The organism is Sphaerochaeta globosa str. Buddy, assembly GCF_000190435.1.
Classification (GTDB): domain Bacteria; phylum Spirochaetota; class Spirochaetia; order Sphaerochaetales; family Sphaerochaetaceae; genus Sphaerochaeta; species Sphaerochaeta globosa.
Genome location: NC_015152.1, coordinates 1,573,873 through 1,588,884, shown reverse-complemented (window position 1 = coordinate 1,588,884; position 15,012 = coordinate 1,573,873). Strand labels below are relative to the sequence as shown.

The following is a 15,012-nucleotide window of genomic DNA, read 5'->3' as shown; positions in this document are numbered from 1 at the left end:
CGTACCTTCGGGTACGTTTTTTTTGTTATTGCCTCTCTGTTTGAGATTGGGTATAGTGACCTAGGCGAGGTTGGCTATGCAATTGGATTTACTCATCAGTTATTTCTTTTGCTACGCTATCGTTGGATACCTAGTAGAAGTAGCATACTGTTCTCTCATTGAAAAACGGTTTGTAAACCGTGGGTTTTTACACGGTCCCTATCTACCCATCTATGGTTTTGGAGCGATAAGCATCCTGTTGCTGTTTCAAAACTGGGCTGCACACCCGCTTCTTGTCTTTTTGCTCACGTTTGTGCTTGCCAGCATACTGGAATACCTTACCAGTTTCTTGCTGGAGCGACTTTTCAATGCAAAACTGTGGGACTACAGCACCTATCCGTACAATCTGCATGGCAGAGTCTGCCTGCTTAATTCAACGCTCTTTGGGTTGTTGGGCTTGTTGGTCATCTATGTGCTGCATCCTCTACTCACCACAGCTCTGCAACGTTTGGACATTCAACTTCTTGATTCATTCTCTAGTGCCATCATTTTGGTTATCAGTATCGATACTACTAGTTCTGTTGTCAGGATGGCGGCATTCCAAACGCAGCTTGGTGAATTCAAGAAGAAAGCCCGGGAGATTGAAGAGCGGTTGCTTTTACTCTCCAATTTTGCCGGCAACAAGAATCTGGAGCTCTTGAAAAATCGGTTGGATGAGGAACTTGATGAGCTGAAAGCAAAGCTCAATGCTTCATCCAAAAGAATTTTGGATGCTTTCCCTTCAATTACCAGTGCGAATGAAGAAAAACGGTTGCAGTTTGAAACACTCAGACTGAATGCAAAAGAGTGGAGAGTAAAACAAAAAGTATTGCGCAACGAGCTGAAGCAGAAAGCGCAATCGTTTGCGAGGAGACATACAAAGCGTGACTGATCTACAAAGGAATCGTGAAGAATTGCTTGCTGAAATAGGGCAGGCTGCAACCTTGGCGGGACGAAAACCTGAAGATATCAAACTGATGGCAGTCAGCAAAACCCATCCGTTTAGTGCAATACAAGAACTGTATGGCTGTGGTCAGCTGGTATTCGGAGAGAATCGTGTGCAAGAAGTTGAGCAGAAATTTCCTTCTTTGCGTCCTTCTCTCATGCAAGTACACCTGATCGGGCACTTACAAACAAACAAAGCCAAAAAGGCTCTTGAGTTGTTCGATGGGATAGACAGTGTAGACTCGCTCAAACTAGCGCAAAAACTTGAAGCACTTGCCGAGAAACCTGTTTCCATCCTGTTGGAATTACGGACGGCTCCGGAAGAGACGAAAAGTGGTTTTGAGAATGAAACAGAATTGTTTCGAGCTTTGGATGTACTCTCAACCTTTTCCAACGTACGAGTGAAGGGTCTGATGACCATCGGTCCTTTGCATGGGAATGAAAAAGAGATTAGGGAGGCCTTTTCTCTGCTCAGGGAAACGGCCGAGCGTGCAAAAGTACGATTCAGCCATCTGGATTTCTCAACCTTGAGCATGGGAATGAGTTCTGATTTCCGCCTGGCTATTGCCGAGGGGTCCACCCAGATACGAGTGGGAAGCCGTCTTTTCGGGAAAAGGGAGGCCTGATGCGAACCTTCACCCTGATACTCTGCCTGCTTGTCCTGTGTGTCTCATTACCACTTAGTGCAGAACCACTGAAAGACTATGTTCCGTATGAGAGTGAGGAATTTCCTCTTTGGACGTATAAATTACGTAGGGCCGAAACCCTATTTCTCGGTTCTCTTGTTATTACGTTGCCCGTTGCAATGCTGTTGTACAAGCTTGGGCAACAGACTTCCCTTATTACAACACCAGACAGTGATTTGCAGTCCCTGTTGGTGCAAGGTTCCCTTGCAGCGTCACTGTCTTTGGGAATCAGCTTAGCCGATTTTATTATCGGTGAGGTAGGAAATACCTGATGCCGACAAAAGAACGAATACTTGAAATGGTGGTAGAGAATGATAGTGAGGCGATGCGCCTGGATATCTACATCGCTACCAAGCAACAGAGTGTCTCACGCTCACAGCTGTCTGAAGAGAAGACACACTTGTTTCTCAATGGAAAAGAAGTGAAGAAAAGTAAGCTCGTCAAAGCTGGTGATTGCATTAAAGTCATTTACTATGAGGACTTTTTTGAAGGCATTATCGCCCAGGACATTCCATTGGATGTTCTGTATGAGGATCAGGACTTGCTGATCATCAACAAAAAACAAGGCATGGTGGTTCATCCGGCTGCAGGAAACTATGAGGATACGTTGGTCAATGCTCTGCTGTTCCGCTATGGCCAGGACTTTTCCCCTTCTCTCGAGGACGATGAGGAAACTGAGGTTGAGAGCCCTGATATGGCGTTGCGGCCCGGTATCGTGCATCGTCTGGATAAGGATACGAGTGGGGTTTTGGTCATTGCCCGCAATCGGCAAAGCCACCGCAATCTTAGCCAACAATTTAAGGATAGGACTACACACAAAGTATATATCGCTCTTGCAAAAGGAAATTTCAAGGGAACAGAGGGGAGTATCCGGGCGAATCTTAAGCGTGACAGCAACGATCGGAAAAAGTTTACCACCTGCTCCGATACCGAGGGCAGGGACGCCCGTACCGATTATACGGTGCTCAGGCAATACCGAGACTTTGCCTTGGTTCGTATTACCTTGTTTACCGGGCGCACGCATCAGATTAGAGTCCACTTCAAGTCAATCGGCCATCCCTTGGTCGGTGACCCGGTGTATGGAAAACCCGAAGGGCTTACTCTGATGCTGCATGCACTCGTCCTTGTGGTTTTCAGTCCTTCCAGCGGTAAGCAAATCCGTTGCGTAGCCCCGATGCCTGAGCGTTTCAGAAAGGTTCTTTGCTCTACTCCTCGTCCCGCCAATGCTCGCGTTCGGTCTGGATCGTTCCCAATTGCAACAGGTCGTGATTGAACATCCGCTCAATGCGGATTTTAGTCGCCGTGCCATGACCGGGAAAAATGAGGGTGTTCTCATCAAAGTTCATGAGTCTTTGATTGATTGAGTTGATTAAAAGTGCTTGTTCTCGGTAACCCGGAGTTGAGCCGATTCTTCCACACAACAGCGTATCGCCGGTAAAGAGGGCATGGTCGATTTTATACACCATGCTGTCCAACGAGTGCCCGGGGACATGAATGACTTCAATCTGTAAATTGCACAAGTTCAGCACTTGTTTATCCTCGACGGACTCGTATTCAAAATCGTAGGAACTGAATGAAGAGCCATGCACCGTTACTCCATAAATTTTCTGCAGTGTTCCCAGTCCCTCAATGTGGGACATATGGCGATGGGTGAGCAACACGTGCTTGAGGTGGTAGTTGTTCGATTCGATGAGATTGATCAGTTCCAAATCTACATGTCCCGGATCAATAAGCAGAGCTTCGCTGTGGGTTTTTGAAGCAACCAAGTAGGTATTGCAGAATCCCACTACCGAGAAGTGTTGATAAATGTTCAATGTCGGGCCTCCTCGTAGTTGGAATAGCGGAAGGATACTCTTCTTTGATCGGTGTGGACAAAATCCGCTTTTTTCAAATTGCAATCCTCAAATGTCGTATCCCTGAGATAGCTGGAGTTGAATGTGCTGAAATAGAGATCCGAATCGTTGAAATTGCATCGATAGGTATCCACTCCGCAGAAATTGGTGTGGATGATGATGGAACCGGAAAAATCACAGTCGATCATTTTGCTTCCTGAAAAAACCGAATACCTACTGAGAATACTATTGAATTTGCATCGCTCAAACAGGCAGTAATCAAAAAAGGTGTTGATCAGGGTGGAGTGGGAAAAATCGATATTGCGAAATGTACACCAAGCCAGATTGGAAGCAGTGATTTCTTTCTTGGGAAGTACAAGGTCCTCAAATTCACTGCCGGTGAGGGAGAAGTCGACCATCGGCTCTTCATTGAGGAATGTTTCGATGCAGCGCTTCTGGAGCACTTGCTTGTCGGGTGCGTGACGGAAGCAGAACGGTCCATCCTCACAGATGTATGTGCGGCAACCTGGGTGGGCGCAAGTCATAAAGTTGAACATAGCTTAACAGTATCAAATACGCTTAGGTTGTCAAGAGAAGGTTTTGCAGATACAGTACATTCGGGGAGTATCCATGGAGAACCATACCGGTCTGATTTGCAGAGGGATTAACAATATTTATACGGTGGAGGAAGGAAAAGCGACTTACCTGTGCCGTATCAAGGGCAAGCAACTTTACCAAGTCACCGATGAGTATAATCCTCTTGCAGTCGGGGATCGTGTAACGTTTGTTCCTACCAATGAGCATGAAGGCCTCATTCTCGATCGGCTTGAGAGGCGTAACTGTTTTCAACGTTGGAATGCCAAAGGCGGGAACAACCAGACCGTCGTTGCAAATATGGATCTGATAGTATGTGTCACCAGTGCCGACACCCCACCGTTTAGGCCTCGCTTCATAGACCGTGTCATCGCCTGCAGCCAGGGAGTCGATGTCATGATTGTTATGAATAAGTGCGACTTTTTGCTTACCGAAGATGAATATGAGCGGTTCAAGCTCTATAAGACACTTGGGTACAGTATTCTTGGGGTGAGTGCAAAGACCGGTGAGAACGTACAAAAATTGTACAAGGCATTGGAAGGCAAGACCGTAGCGTTCGTAGGTCAGAGCGGAGTAGGAAAATCAACGTTGATCAACCGTTTGCTTGGCAGCGACCAACGTACCAGCGAGGTTTGCGAGAAGTATAACCGAGGCAGGCACACTACCAACCATTCACTTTTGATCAGCGGTCCTTTGTTCAATGTTGTCGATACCCCGGGTGTTCGGGAAATCCAGATACCCCATCGCGAGAAGGCAACTCTGCAAGAGGCTTTCATTGAATTTGCACCGTTTGCAAAAAATTGCGAATATGAACAGTGCCTGCATCAGGATGAACCCGGATGCAAGGTGAAAGAGGCGGTTGAAGCGGATACAATCCACTATGACCGTTATGAGAGTTACTTACGGATGCTTGCCTCACTTGACGACAAGGCCCCTGTATGGGTTGGCAAGAATGAACGTTCAAATTCCTGGCGTACGAGAATGGACAAGGATGAATCACAAGAGTATTGATGAACTGGGTTTCAATCAGGTAATAAAGCAGATACAGGCTCATGCCCACGCAGAAGAGGGCTTGAGTTGTCTCACCCAACTACCATTTTTAACGGATAAGGCTCTTCTTCTGAAACGTCAGCAAGAGATTGCAAGTTTCGTGAAGCTGCTCGGAACTGCAATGGCGAGCTCTCTTCCTTCTTTTCCTTCTATCAAGGATTCCCTGGAACTGGTCAACGATCCTATCAAAGCTCTTGAGGGACCTGAATTGGTTGCTATCGCCCGGTATATTGCCAGTGCACAAATTCTTCAGACCTTCAGCAACCAAACCTTGGAGGATGGCACCTCTTTTAGTTGCCTTCGGTCATTGATCGGTGAATCAATCGATGAAAACCTAAACCATGCAAGCAATCAGATTTTGGAAGTGCTTGACGATTCGGGGCAAGTCAAGGAGTCCCATCCAGCCCTCAAACAGCTGCGAAGGGAAGTTGAGATGCGCAAGAATGAACGGGCTCGTTACTGTAGTCAGTTCATTCATACCAATAAGGAAGTTGTCCAAGCCGATCAGGAAGCTCTCAGGGATGGCAGACTGGTGATTCCGGTGCGTAGTGATCGAAGGACCAATGTGCAGGGATTCATCACCAGCAGCTCGGCAACCGGTAATACAGTTTTCATGGAACCCTATCCTTTGGTTGAGATGAATAACTCGGTAGTCATGGCCCAGAATCAGATTCTGATAGAAATAGCGAAAATTCTTAGACAGCTCAACGAAGAAGTACGATCGTGTCGCAGACAGCTGGATGATCTCGCTAAGCGCGTCGGGCAAACCGATGCACGACTTTCCATCGCATTATGGTCTTTGGAAAAGGGGTGCAGCAGAACCGATTTGGATAGCGAGCGCTGTACGCTTCTGAAGGCCAGACACCCTTTGCTTGGCCGGAAAGTCATCCCTATCACCATGCAGCTCGATTCGAAAATTAAGGCAGTGGTTATCAGCGGCCCGAATGCCGGTGGAAAAACCGTCACCATCAAAACGATTGGGCTGTTCGCGTTGCTCAATCAATATTGTGGGTATATTCCCGCCCAGGAAGGCAGCTCCCTTCCCATTTTCGATGATATATTTACTGATATCGGTGACGAGCAGTCAATTGAACAGGAACTTTCGACCTTCAGTGGTCATATGAAGCAAATCGCACACATTCTTGCGCATATGACTGAGCGTTCCTTAGTAATTCTCGATGAGCTGGGAAGTGGAACCGATCCGGTGGAAGGTTCAGCTATTGCCCGTGCCGCCTTGGAGTACTGCCTGCAAAAAGCAGCATTGACGTTGGTTACCAGCCATCACGGAGTGCTGAAGCAATTTGCGTATGCCAAAGAGGAGGTAATCAATGCCTCCATGGAGTTCAATGAGAACTCGCACCTTCCTACGTTCCGCATTATTCAGGGGCTTCCCGGTGAAAGCCATGCTCTGGACACGGCAAGGCTTATGAAGCTTCCCGAGCAAGTCTTGGCAATGGCCGAACAGTACCTTGGCAGTGAAGCAGTTCAAATCGGTTCGATCATCAAGGATCTGGAAGCAAAAAGACGGGAACTTGAGCGTGAAGAGACGGCCATGCATAAGCGATATCTCAGTCTGCAATCAGAGGTGAAAGACTTGCAATTGAAAGAACTCAGAGTCAAGCAGCGAGAAGCACAGTTGAAACAGGAACAAACTACCGAACTTGCCCGGTTTATGCAAAAGAAACGCAAAGAGTTGGAGAATCTTGTTGCAGAGCTCCGTAATGGGGAGATAACCAAGGAGAAGACCAAGCAGGTCAAGACCTATATCGAAAGTCTTTCTGAAAAGGTGGACGACCAGCAAGAGCAATTGCAGCAGTATGAAGATGAAATTGAATACCTGAAACCAGAGGACCCCATGCAATTGGAAGTCGGTATGGATGTTTTATGTGGAAGTGCAAAGCGCGAAGGCAAAATCCTTGAAAAGAAAGGGAGAAACAGCTTTGTTGTGGCTATCGGCACCATGAGGATGACACTTTCAGCTTCGCAACTCTTTTTACCCAAACGGCAAGATCAAAAAGTATCGGTGCTCTTTCAAAGCAGTGCCCCTGAACCTAAATTGGTGCTGGATGTCAGAGGGCTCATTCTTGAAGAAGCCTTGCGCTTGCTTGATCAACAAATTGAAAGTGCATTGGTGCATGGAATGAGTACCTTTTCCATTATTCATGGCTATGGGGATGGAATTTTAAGCAAAGGAATTGGAGGGTATCTGAAAGAACATCGTTCAGTTCAGGACTATCGTTTTGCTCTTCCTGAAGATGGGGGAATGGGAAAAACGTACGTAATGCTCTAAATCCTGGTTGCCTCTCTTTACAGGAGAGGCTTTTTTCTGTATATAGTAAATTAGTAAATTACTAAATATCAAAGAGGCTTTGGATGAATCGGAAGGAAATGAGACGACACTATGAGCAAATGCAAACCGTTAAGGGATGCTTTCTGCTCACCTGCAGCCGTACGAATGAGCGGTATATCGGCATTTCTCATGATATGGAAAAGGTTAAGGATCGCATTTTCTTCAGATTGTCTGTAGGAGCGCTTGCTACTATTCCCACATTACAAACCACGTTTACTAGGTATGGTGAAGAAAGCCTGTACTTTGAAGTAGTACAGGTGCTCCCTAAGACGGAAGATGAAACCTCTATCGATGAGGATTTAGCTATTCTTTTACAACTGCAAAAGGAAAATTTTCCTGATGCGAAGGAGATACAGGTATGAATATTCCTACAACGCTCAAGCATAAGCCGGTAATCGTGGTGCCGAATTACGAGAATGTGGATGGCATCCAAGCCCAGGCAAGCGACGCAAAGGGCCTGTCGATAGGATTGGCCCAGTGGAACGATCGCGGTAGTGTGGAAGCCTCAGCAAAAGTATGGCGGCATACAGGTGAAAAGTGGTCTCGCCAGAGCGAGGAATTGCCCTTGCATAGGGTTTTGGATTTGGCAATTTTGGTTTGCAGGACCAGTCAGTATTTCCAGGATGCCTATCGCTTTCCCAAGTATTATGATCCAGAACACACCCAGATCGACCGCATCGGCATGCAAGGGGATGCAATGACGGTGCAAGTATGCACCGATAATGAAATGATTGATACCGATATTCGTCTTCTAGCTGATGCAATCGGTTTGGAAGGGGAACGGTTGGGCGAACGCTTTACAATCCTTGCCTCCCTTCTGAAGACGCTAGGATATTAAGCTTCCTTGCACTTCTGTTTTTGTGGTGATACCATGGTGGGTATGAGGAGTCTTCTATGTCTGACTATATGAATGGAACGGGTATTCAATATCATCTACAGATAGCCGAGGGCGATGTAGGTCGTTATGTCATCCTTCCCGGAGACCCAAAGCGGGTCAAGCTCATTGCAAAATATTTTGACGATGCCCATCAGGTTGCTGACAGTCGTGAGTATGTAACGTATACAGGGTACCTGGACGGTGAGAAGGTTTCAGTTACTTCTACGGGAATTGGTGGGCCTTCGGCATCCATTGCCATGGAAGAACTTTTCAAGTGTGGAAGCGATACCTTCATCCGTATGGGTACGTGTGGAGGAATCGCTCTTCCGGTCATGGGCGGCGATGTGGTTATTGCAACTGCAGCTGTACGCATGGAAGGAACCAGTCGTGAATACGCCCCCATAGAATTTCCTGCTGTAGCCTCTTTCGAGGTGGTGCAGGCTTTATCTGAAGCCGCCAAACAGTTGGGAAAGCGAAGTCATATCGGGGTGGTGCAGTGCAAGGATTCCTTTTATGGGCAGCATGACCCCTCCATTATGCCGGTCAGCTACGAGCTGCTCAACAAATGGGAAGCATGGAAACGCTTGGGTGTATTGGCCAGCGAAATGGAAAGTGCCGCACTCTTTGTGGTTGCAGCCCGCCTAGGAGCGCGATGCGGCAGTGCCTTTTCCGTAGTAGGGAACCAGGAGCGAGAAATACTTGGTATGGATAATCCGAAGTTGCATGATACTGAGGATGCCATTCGGGTAACGGTGCAAGGTCTACGCAATCTCATCGCCCACGATCGCCAGCAGGCTCTTGCTTGATTGCCGGCGTTTAACTTTCAGAATAACGGACAGCGGAAAGGGCAGGGCACAAGATCCTGCCTTTCCTAATGCTGCATAACAATTGCTGCAATGGTAGAGTTCGTAGGTTCCGCAGAATGGATAGTTTTTCCCAAGTTTCCCAACCTTTCCAAAAAATGAGAGGAGTTGGTGCTCCTCGATCTGGTCAATGGAATATGCATTGGTCCGGCAACACGTAATGGTGCCTTGTACGATAAGCTGCAGCGAATGCGGCAGCAATAGGTAGTCTATCAGAATACAGTCACACGCAGTCAGCTTATGTTGACAGGCTTGCAGGAGATGAAACGCATCCTTCTCTGTGCTGAACAAATTCTGTTGTGTTCTCAATACCAGGTAGTAAAACATCTGCCGCCTCCTAGAGAGGCAGGTTCAATGCATACTCTTTTGCTTCAATACATCGGCTTTGCTTGTGCTATACATTGTTTTATATGTTCAGAAAGCAAGGCTGCCAAATCTTCTTCTGCTGTTGCATGGATGTAGGCGTCAATGCTAAAAAGTTCAAGGCCGATAGTTTCGTACTCTTTTTGGAGAACAGCATGTTCATAGGTTCCTAAATCCAGAGCGAAGCGGATACGCTGGATGTCAGAGGCGATGTCCTCGCTAGGGACAAGCAGGATTTTATTGTTCTGCATGTTCTTGATACGGATCAAGCCACGTACTTTCTGATTGGTGAAGAGATGGGAGTATCGTTCATTCAATAACATGGGTGCATCCTACCAAATGGATGCCATGTATGCAAACCTATACCTTTTTGGTGCAGTGCTTTTAACGGTATACCGAGGATTTTCAGCAATTGATGAAGAACTTTTATAAGTTATTTCGAAATAGGTTGAATTTTCTGTATCATTGCTAGATAATTGGCGGAGTTTGTCCTGAAGGTACGGGCTTTCCTTTGATTGCACAAGTCAGCGTTATCTCGTATCATTATGCTCACAGTAGAAGGTAGGAAATCAGATGGCTCAACAAATTCAAGATTTGGTTGCTTCCATCCGCAAGGATGGTATTGAGGTTGCCCAAAAAGAGGCTGCCCAAATTATTGCTGATGCGAAGGCCCAGGCCGAAGATTTGATCAGAGAGGCAAAAAAAGAAGCAGCCTCCTTGCTGGAGAAAGCCCAAAGGGAGATGGATACCCGAGACCAGAGTGCTCGGTCGAGTCTGCAACAGGCCAGCCGTGATGTGCAGCTCTCCTTGAAGAAAGCTATCAGCACACAGCTTGACAGATTGTTGGTTGAACAGGTTGAAAAGGCCTATACCTCCAACGATTTGATAACACTGATCGGCAATGTTGTTGCATCACTAGGTGATGTCAAGAACCATGAAGTGCAGCTTGGACAAAAGGACTTTGAGAAATTTGCCAAGAATCTTTCTGCTGAATTGAGCTCAGCTATCAAACAGGGACTTGAGATTAAGGCAATTCCTTCACTTGCTTCGGGCTTCAGGATCGCAGAAAAGAATGGTGCTTCATTCTATAATTTCAGTGCAGATGAGACAGCAGCGCTACTTAAGCCGTTCCTTTCTCCTGCAATCGAAACAATCGTCTTCAGTTCGGCGAAGTAAGGAGACACAGTGGCTTCCTACTATTATTTGGTGGCGACCTTGCCAACGCTCCGCTTGGATGGCCCGCTTATGTTTTCCACCAAAAGCTTCCTCTCCCTTTGCAAGGAACAGGTTAGTGAAAAGCACTATCAACTGCTTTGCAAAGCGTTGAGTGGGGAACAGGCTTCCCACCCATTTTTGAAGTCCTATCAACACTTTGAAACAATGGTGAACAAGGAGCTGGTTGAACAGCGAAGTCGAAAACTGTCTCTTTCCGACCCTGTCTATAAAAATGATGCAGACAAGGAAGGAAGAATTAGTGATACGGTTCGTCAGGCTCTTGCCCAAGAAAATGTGCTGGAAGCAGAGTTGCTTTTGCTTGCCTTGCTTTGGAAATTTTTGGATGAGCTTGCAACCTTGCATACATTTGATATAGAGGCTCTTATAAGTTTTGCTCTGAAGCTGAAACTGTTGGAGCGCAAGAGTCTCTTTACCCGTGAGGAGGGAAATGCCGAGTTCAAGCGTCTCTTCTCCAATATTCAAACTGAAATAGAGAACAATTAGTGGAGTTTGATATGGCAAATACAAGTGGGCGTGTACTGGGCGTCAATGGAAACATGGTAACAGTCGAGTTCGACAGCGCCATCTCCAAGAATGAAGTAGGGTATATTCAAGTCGGTTCAGACCGCCTCAAGGGTGAAGTCATCCGAATCAATGGAAATACCGCAGCCTTGCAGGTGTTTGAGATGACCAATGGTATTACCGTAGGTGATCGTGTTGAATTTACCGATGAAATGCTCAGTGTTGCCCTTGGTCCCGGCCTGTTGCAACAAATTTATGACGGTCTACAGAATCCTCTTCCCCAGCTTGCCGAGCAGTGCGGATTCTTTTTGCAGCGTGGAGTCTACCTCGATGCAATCCCCAAGAAAGACTGGGATTTTACCCCAACGGTACAGGTTGGCGACACCTTGTATCCCGGTGATACCTTCGCTACGGTTCCTGAAGGGTTGTTTACCCATCAGATCATGGTTCCGTTTACTCTTGCCGAAGTTCCCTACAAGGTAGTATCAATCAAGGAAAAAGGCACCTATGGGGTGCGAGACACTGTCTGTGTCATCGAGGATCCCAAAGGCAACAAGAAAGAACTTTCCATGGTCTTCACCTGGCCGGTCAAGAAAGCGATCAAGCTGTATGAAGAGAGACTTCGCCCTGATGAAACCCTGGTTACCAAAATCAGGATCATTGATACATTCCTTCCCGTTGCAAAAGGCGGAACCTATTGTACTCCCGGACCTTTTGGTGCAGGCAAGACGGTTTTGCAGCATTTGACCAGCCGTAATGCGGATGTGGATATTGTAATCATCGCTGCTTGCGGTGAACGTGCCGGTGAGGTTGTAGAGGTTTTGAAAGAGTTCCCTGAACTGACCGACCCGAAGACAGGCCGCTCGTTGATGGAACGAACCATTATTATCTGTAATACATCTTCCATGCCGGTAGCCAGCCGGGAAGCATCGGTATATACCGCAGTAACCTTGGCCGAGTATTATCGCCAGATGGGTCTGAACATCCTGCTTCTTGCCGATTCAACAAGCCGTTGGGCACAGGCTATGCGTGAAATGAGTGGAAGACTTGAGGAGATTCCTGGAGAGGAAGCTTTCCCGGCATACCTTGAGAGCAGAATTGCTGAATTCTACGAACGCGCAGGAAAAGTAAGGCTTAAGGATGGCCGCCTTGGTTCCATCACCATCGGCGGAACGGTAAGTCCTGCCGGCGGTAACTTTGAGGAACCTGTTACCCAGGCGACCCTGAAGGTTGTCGGTGCTTTCCACGGGTTGAGCAGGGAGCGCAGCGATGCACGCAAGTATCCTGCCATTGACCCGCTTTCTTCCTGGTCGAAGTATACGGGTGTCATCAAAGCTGAAAAAGTTGCTTATGCACGTCACATACTTTTCCGAGGAAGTGAAATCAACCAGATGATGAAAGTCGTCGGTGAGGAAGGTACTTCTGTTACCGACTATACGGTCTATCAGAAGAGTGAACTCATCGATGCTTGTTATCTGCAGCAAAACTCCTTCGACCCGGTAGATGCTTCCGTCCCTATTGAACGGCAACAGTATTTATTTGATTTGCTGTTCAAGGTATTGGCAAGTGAATTTGCCTTGGAGGATAAGAAACAAGTTCGCTCATTCTTCAATACCATCAGGCAAAACTTTCTTGACTGGAACAACGTTCCTTTCAAGAGTGAGCGGTTTGTACAGATTGAGAAAGAGATTGAGACTCTCTACAAGGGTAAGCAGGTAGCTGTTGATCCTGATGCCAAGAAGCTGATCTAAGGGGTTGCAGATGCAAAAGGTATATTCAAAAATTGAGTCCATTGTCGGAAACGTCATTACCGTGCGTGCCAAGGGTGTGCGCAACAGTGAGTTGGCCATTGTTACTACTGGTTCTACTCAGAGTTATGCCAATGTAATCAAGCTCGACAATGATCTGGTTTCCCTGCAGGTGTTCAGTGGTGCCCAGGGAATTTCTACCGGCGACCAGGTTCGCTTCCTTGGTGTTCCTATGCGTGTTTCCTACACAGAAAACCTCTTGGGAAGAGTATTTGACGGTACTGGTACCCCACGAGACAATGGTCCGAAGTTATCCGACAATATGATTGATATTGGTGGACCTGCGGTCAATCCTGCCAAGCGTATTATTCCTAGGAACATGATCAGAACCGGTATCCCGATGATTGATGTATTCAATACGTTGGTCGAAAGCCAGAAATTGCCTATTTTCTCGGTTAGCGGTGAGCCGTACAATGAATTGTTGGCTCGTATAGCCATGCAGGCTGAGGTAGATTTGATCGTCCTCGGTGGCATGGGTCTCAAGTATGATGACTATCTGTTCTTCAAGGATACCTTGGAAAGCAGTGGTGCCATGAGCCGAACCATTATGTTCATTCATACGGCAAGCGACCCAACCGTAGAGTGTATGCTGGTTCCGGATATGGCCCTGGCTGTTGCTGAGAAGTTTGCTCTCGATGGTAAGAAGGTTCTGGTTCTCTTAACCGATATGACCAACTTCGCTGATGCTATGAAGGAAATGGCGATCACCATGGATCAGGTTCCTTCCAACCGTGGATACCCGGGAGACCTCTACAGTTCATTGGCTTCCCGCTATGAGAAGGCTGTAGATTTTGAGGGTGCTGGTTCAGTTACTATTCTGGCCGTCACAACCATGCCTGGTGATGACGTCACCCATCCGGTTCCTGATAATACAGGGTACATTACCGAAGGTCAGTACTACCTCAAGGGTGGCCGCATCGAGCCCTTCGGCTCGCTCAGCCGCTTGAAGCAGCAGGTCAACAAGGACACCCGTGACGATCATCGCTCACTTATGGACGGTATGATCAAGCTCTATGCCTCCTACAAGGAATCGGTAGAGAAAAAGTCCATGGGCTTCATGATGACTGAATGGGATGACAAGCTACTGAAGTATGGTCGTTTGTTTGAAACTGAATTGATGGATTTGAGTGTGAATATTCCCCTTGAACAGGCTTTGGACCTGGGTTGGGAGATTCTGTCTCAGTGTTTCGAGCCGAATGAAACCGGCCTGAAGAGTGACCTCATCCTCAGCCGCTGGCCGAAGAAGTTGAACGACTAAGGAGCTGGCATGGCCGTCAAACTGACGAAGAACGAGCAAAAACTGCAGAAAGACCGGTTGAAGCAATATCAGCGGTATCTGCCAACCCTGCAGCTGAAAAAACAGCAGCTGCAGATGGTTATCAGGCAGATTGAGGCTGAGGTTGCTTCATTGAGAGTGAAGCAGGAGAAGCTGGTTCAGGATATGCAGATCTGGATAGCTGTATACCATGAGAATACGGCATTCAGTTCTGCCCATAACGTTGAACAGCTGGTGAAGGTTGATCGGGTGGTCCGTAACAAGGGCAACATTGCCGGGGTTACCATTCCTGTATTCAAAGAGTTGACCTTTATCCCTATTTCTTATGATTTAAGGGATTATCCGCTGTGGGTCGACAAAGGATTGGAAAGTCTACGTGACTGTGCTCGGTACGATGCCCTGATTTCCACGTTGGAACAACAGATAAAGTTGTTGGGCAGAGAATTGAGAACCACCAGTCAGCGGGTCAACCTGTTTGAGAAAGTGAAGATTCCCGAAGCGAAAGAGAATATCAAACGCATCGGGATTTACCTGGGAGACCAGCAGACTGCTGCTGTTGTCCGGGGTAAGATTGCGAAGAAGAAACTGGTGCAGGGGGCCTGATATGATAGTA

Annotated in this window: 18 protein-coding genes; 14 read left to right on the top strand and 4 right to left on the bottom strand. The window is 47.2% G+C overall.

What is annotated here, in order from left to right:
• Positions 1–76 precede the first annotated feature (76 nt).
• From SPIBUDDY_RS07465 to SPIBUDDY_RS07450, 4 genes are read left to right on the top strand one after another with little or no spacing between them, the layout of a single operon-like run.
• Entirely contained in the window at positions 77–910 is an 834-nt protein-coding gene (locus tag SPIBUDDY_RS07465; RefSeq protein WP_013607140.1) for a putative ABC transporter permease, read from the top strand.
• Positions 903–1,589, top strand: a complete 687-nt coding sequence (locus SPIBUDDY_RS07460; RefSeq protein WP_013607139.1) for a YggS family pyridoxal phosphate-dependent enzyme — start codon at positions 903–905, stop codon at positions 1,587–1,589. Before SPIBUDDY_RS07465 ends, SPIBUDDY_RS07460 begins: the two co-directional genes overlap by 8 nt.
• Positions 1,589–1,921, top strand: coding sequence for a hypothetical protein (locus SPIBUDDY_RS07455; RefSeq protein ID WP_013607138.1), 333 nt, complete (start codon positions 1,589–1,591; stop codon positions 1,919–1,921). The genes SPIBUDDY_RS07460 and SPIBUDDY_RS07455 overlap by 1 nt, the downstream gene beginning before the upstream one ends.
• Positions 1,921–2,922, top strand: a complete 1,002-nt coding sequence (locus SPIBUDDY_RS07450) for an RluA family pseudouridine synthase (RefSeq protein ID WP_013607137.1) — start codon at positions 1,921–1,923, stop codon at positions 2,920–2,922. Before SPIBUDDY_RS07455 ends, SPIBUDDY_RS07450 begins: the two co-directional genes overlap by 1 nt.
• Here SPIBUDDY_RS07450 and SPIBUDDY_RS07445 read toward each other — a convergent pair.
• Both SPIBUDDY_RS07445 and SPIBUDDY_RS07440 read right to left on the bottom strand, forming a co-directional pair.
• A complete protein-coding gene (locus SPIBUDDY_RS07445; RefSeq protein WP_013607136.1) occupies positions 2,855–3,463 on the bottom strand; it encodes an MBL fold metallo-hydrolase in 609 nt (202 codons plus the stop codon). The two genes, SPIBUDDY_RS07450 and SPIBUDDY_RS07445, sit on opposite strands and share 68 nt — an antisense overlap.
• A complete protein-coding gene (locus SPIBUDDY_RS07440) occupies positions 3,460–4,038 on the bottom strand; it encodes a pentapeptide repeat-containing protein (RefSeq protein ID WP_013607135.1) in 579 nt (192 codons plus the stop codon). Before SPIBUDDY_RS07440 ends, SPIBUDDY_RS07445 begins: the two co-directional genes overlap by 4 nt.
• A gap of 73 nt (positions 4,039–4,111) precedes the next feature.
• Between SPIBUDDY_RS07440 and rsgA the strand changes: the two genes are divergently transcribed.
• From rsgA to udp, 5 genes are all read left to right on the top strand, one after another.
• Positions 4,112–5,086, top strand: a complete 975-nt coding sequence (gene rsgA, locus SPIBUDDY_RS07435; protein ID WP_013607134.1) for a ribosome small subunit-dependent GTPase A — start codon at positions 4,112–4,114, stop codon at positions 5,084–5,086.
• The gene (locus SPIBUDDY_RS07430) at positions 5,067–7,415 is read left to right on the top strand and encodes an endonuclease MutS2 (RefSeq protein ID WP_013607133.1); all 2,349 of its coding nucleotides are present in this window, start codon (positions 5,067–5,069) and stop codon (positions 7,413–7,415) included. The genes rsgA and SPIBUDDY_RS07430 overlap by 20 nt, the downstream gene beginning before the upstream one ends.
• A gap of 194 nt (positions 7,416–7,609) precedes the next feature.
• The gene (locus SPIBUDDY_RS07425) at positions 7,610–7,837 is read left to right on the top strand and encodes a GIY-YIG nuclease family protein (protein WP_155816077.1); all 228 of its coding nucleotides are present in this window, start codon (positions 7,610–7,612) and stop codon (positions 7,835–7,837) included.
• On the top strand, positions 7,834–8,313 hold the full coding sequence (locus tag SPIBUDDY_RS07420) for a DUF6530 family protein (protein ID WP_013607131.1): 480 nt from the start codon (positions 7,834–7,836) through the stop codon (positions 8,311–8,313). Before SPIBUDDY_RS07425 ends, SPIBUDDY_RS07420 begins: the two co-directional genes overlap by 4 nt.
• A gap of 56 nt (positions 8,314–8,369) precedes the next feature.
• Positions 8,370–9,158: a uridine phosphorylase gene (gene udp / locus SPIBUDDY_RS07415; protein WP_013607130.1), complete on the top strand. Its 789-nt coding sequence runs from the start codon at positions 8,370–8,372 to the stop codon at positions 9,156–9,158.
• On the opposite strand, the gene SPIBUDDY_RS07410 is transcribed toward udp, so the two are convergent.
• Positions 9,114–9,542 (bottom strand): hypothetical protein, encoded by a 429-nt coding sequence (locus SPIBUDDY_RS07410; protein ID WP_013607129.1) that lies wholly within the window; start codon positions 9,540–9,542, stop codon positions 9,114–9,116. The two genes, udp and SPIBUDDY_RS07410, sit on opposite strands and share 45 nt — an antisense overlap.
• A 44-nt stretch (positions 9,543–9,586) precedes the next feature.
• Positions 9,587–9,901: a GIY-YIG nuclease family protein gene (locus SPIBUDDY_RS07405; RefSeq protein ID WP_013607128.1), complete on the bottom strand. Its 315-nt coding sequence runs from the start codon at positions 9,899–9,901 to the stop codon at positions 9,587–9,589.
• A gap of 250 nt (positions 9,902–10,151) precedes the next feature.
• Between SPIBUDDY_RS07405 and SPIBUDDY_RS07400 the strand changes: the two genes are divergently transcribed.
• The 5 genes from SPIBUDDY_RS07400 to SPIBUDDY_RS07380 are packed head-to-tail and all read left to right on the top strand — an operon-like array spanning position 10,152 to position 15,002.
• Positions 10,152–10,754 carry an ATP synthase subunit E gene (locus SPIBUDDY_RS07400; protein WP_013607127.1) on the top strand — a complete coding sequence of 201 codons (603 nt, stop codon included), beginning with the start codon at positions 10,152–10,154 and terminating at the stop codon, positions 10,752–10,754.
• Between the two features lie 9 nt (positions 10,755–10,763).
• A complete protein-coding gene (locus tag SPIBUDDY_RS07395) occupies positions 10,764–11,297 on the top strand; it encodes a DUF2764 family protein (RefSeq protein ID WP_013607126.1) in 534 nt (177 codons plus the stop codon).
• Between the two features lie 11 nt (positions 11,298–11,308).
• Positions 11,309–13,066, top strand: coding sequence for a V-type ATP synthase subunit A (locus SPIBUDDY_RS07390; RefSeq protein ID WP_013607125.1), 1,758 nt, complete (start codon positions 11,309–11,311; stop codon positions 13,064–13,066).
• A 10-nt stretch (positions 13,067–13,076) separates the two neighbouring features.
• Entirely contained in the window at positions 13,077–14,381 is a 1,305-nt protein-coding gene (locus SPIBUDDY_RS07385) for a V-type ATP synthase subunit B (RefSeq protein WP_013607124.1), read from the top strand.
• 9 nt (positions 14,382–14,390) lie between these two features.
• Positions 14,391–15,002: a V-type ATP synthase subunit D gene (locus SPIBUDDY_RS07380; RefSeq protein ID WP_013607123.1), complete on the top strand. Its 612-nt coding sequence runs from the start codon at positions 14,391–14,393 to the stop codon at positions 15,000–15,002.
• Positions 15,003–15,012: the final 10 nt, after the last annotated feature.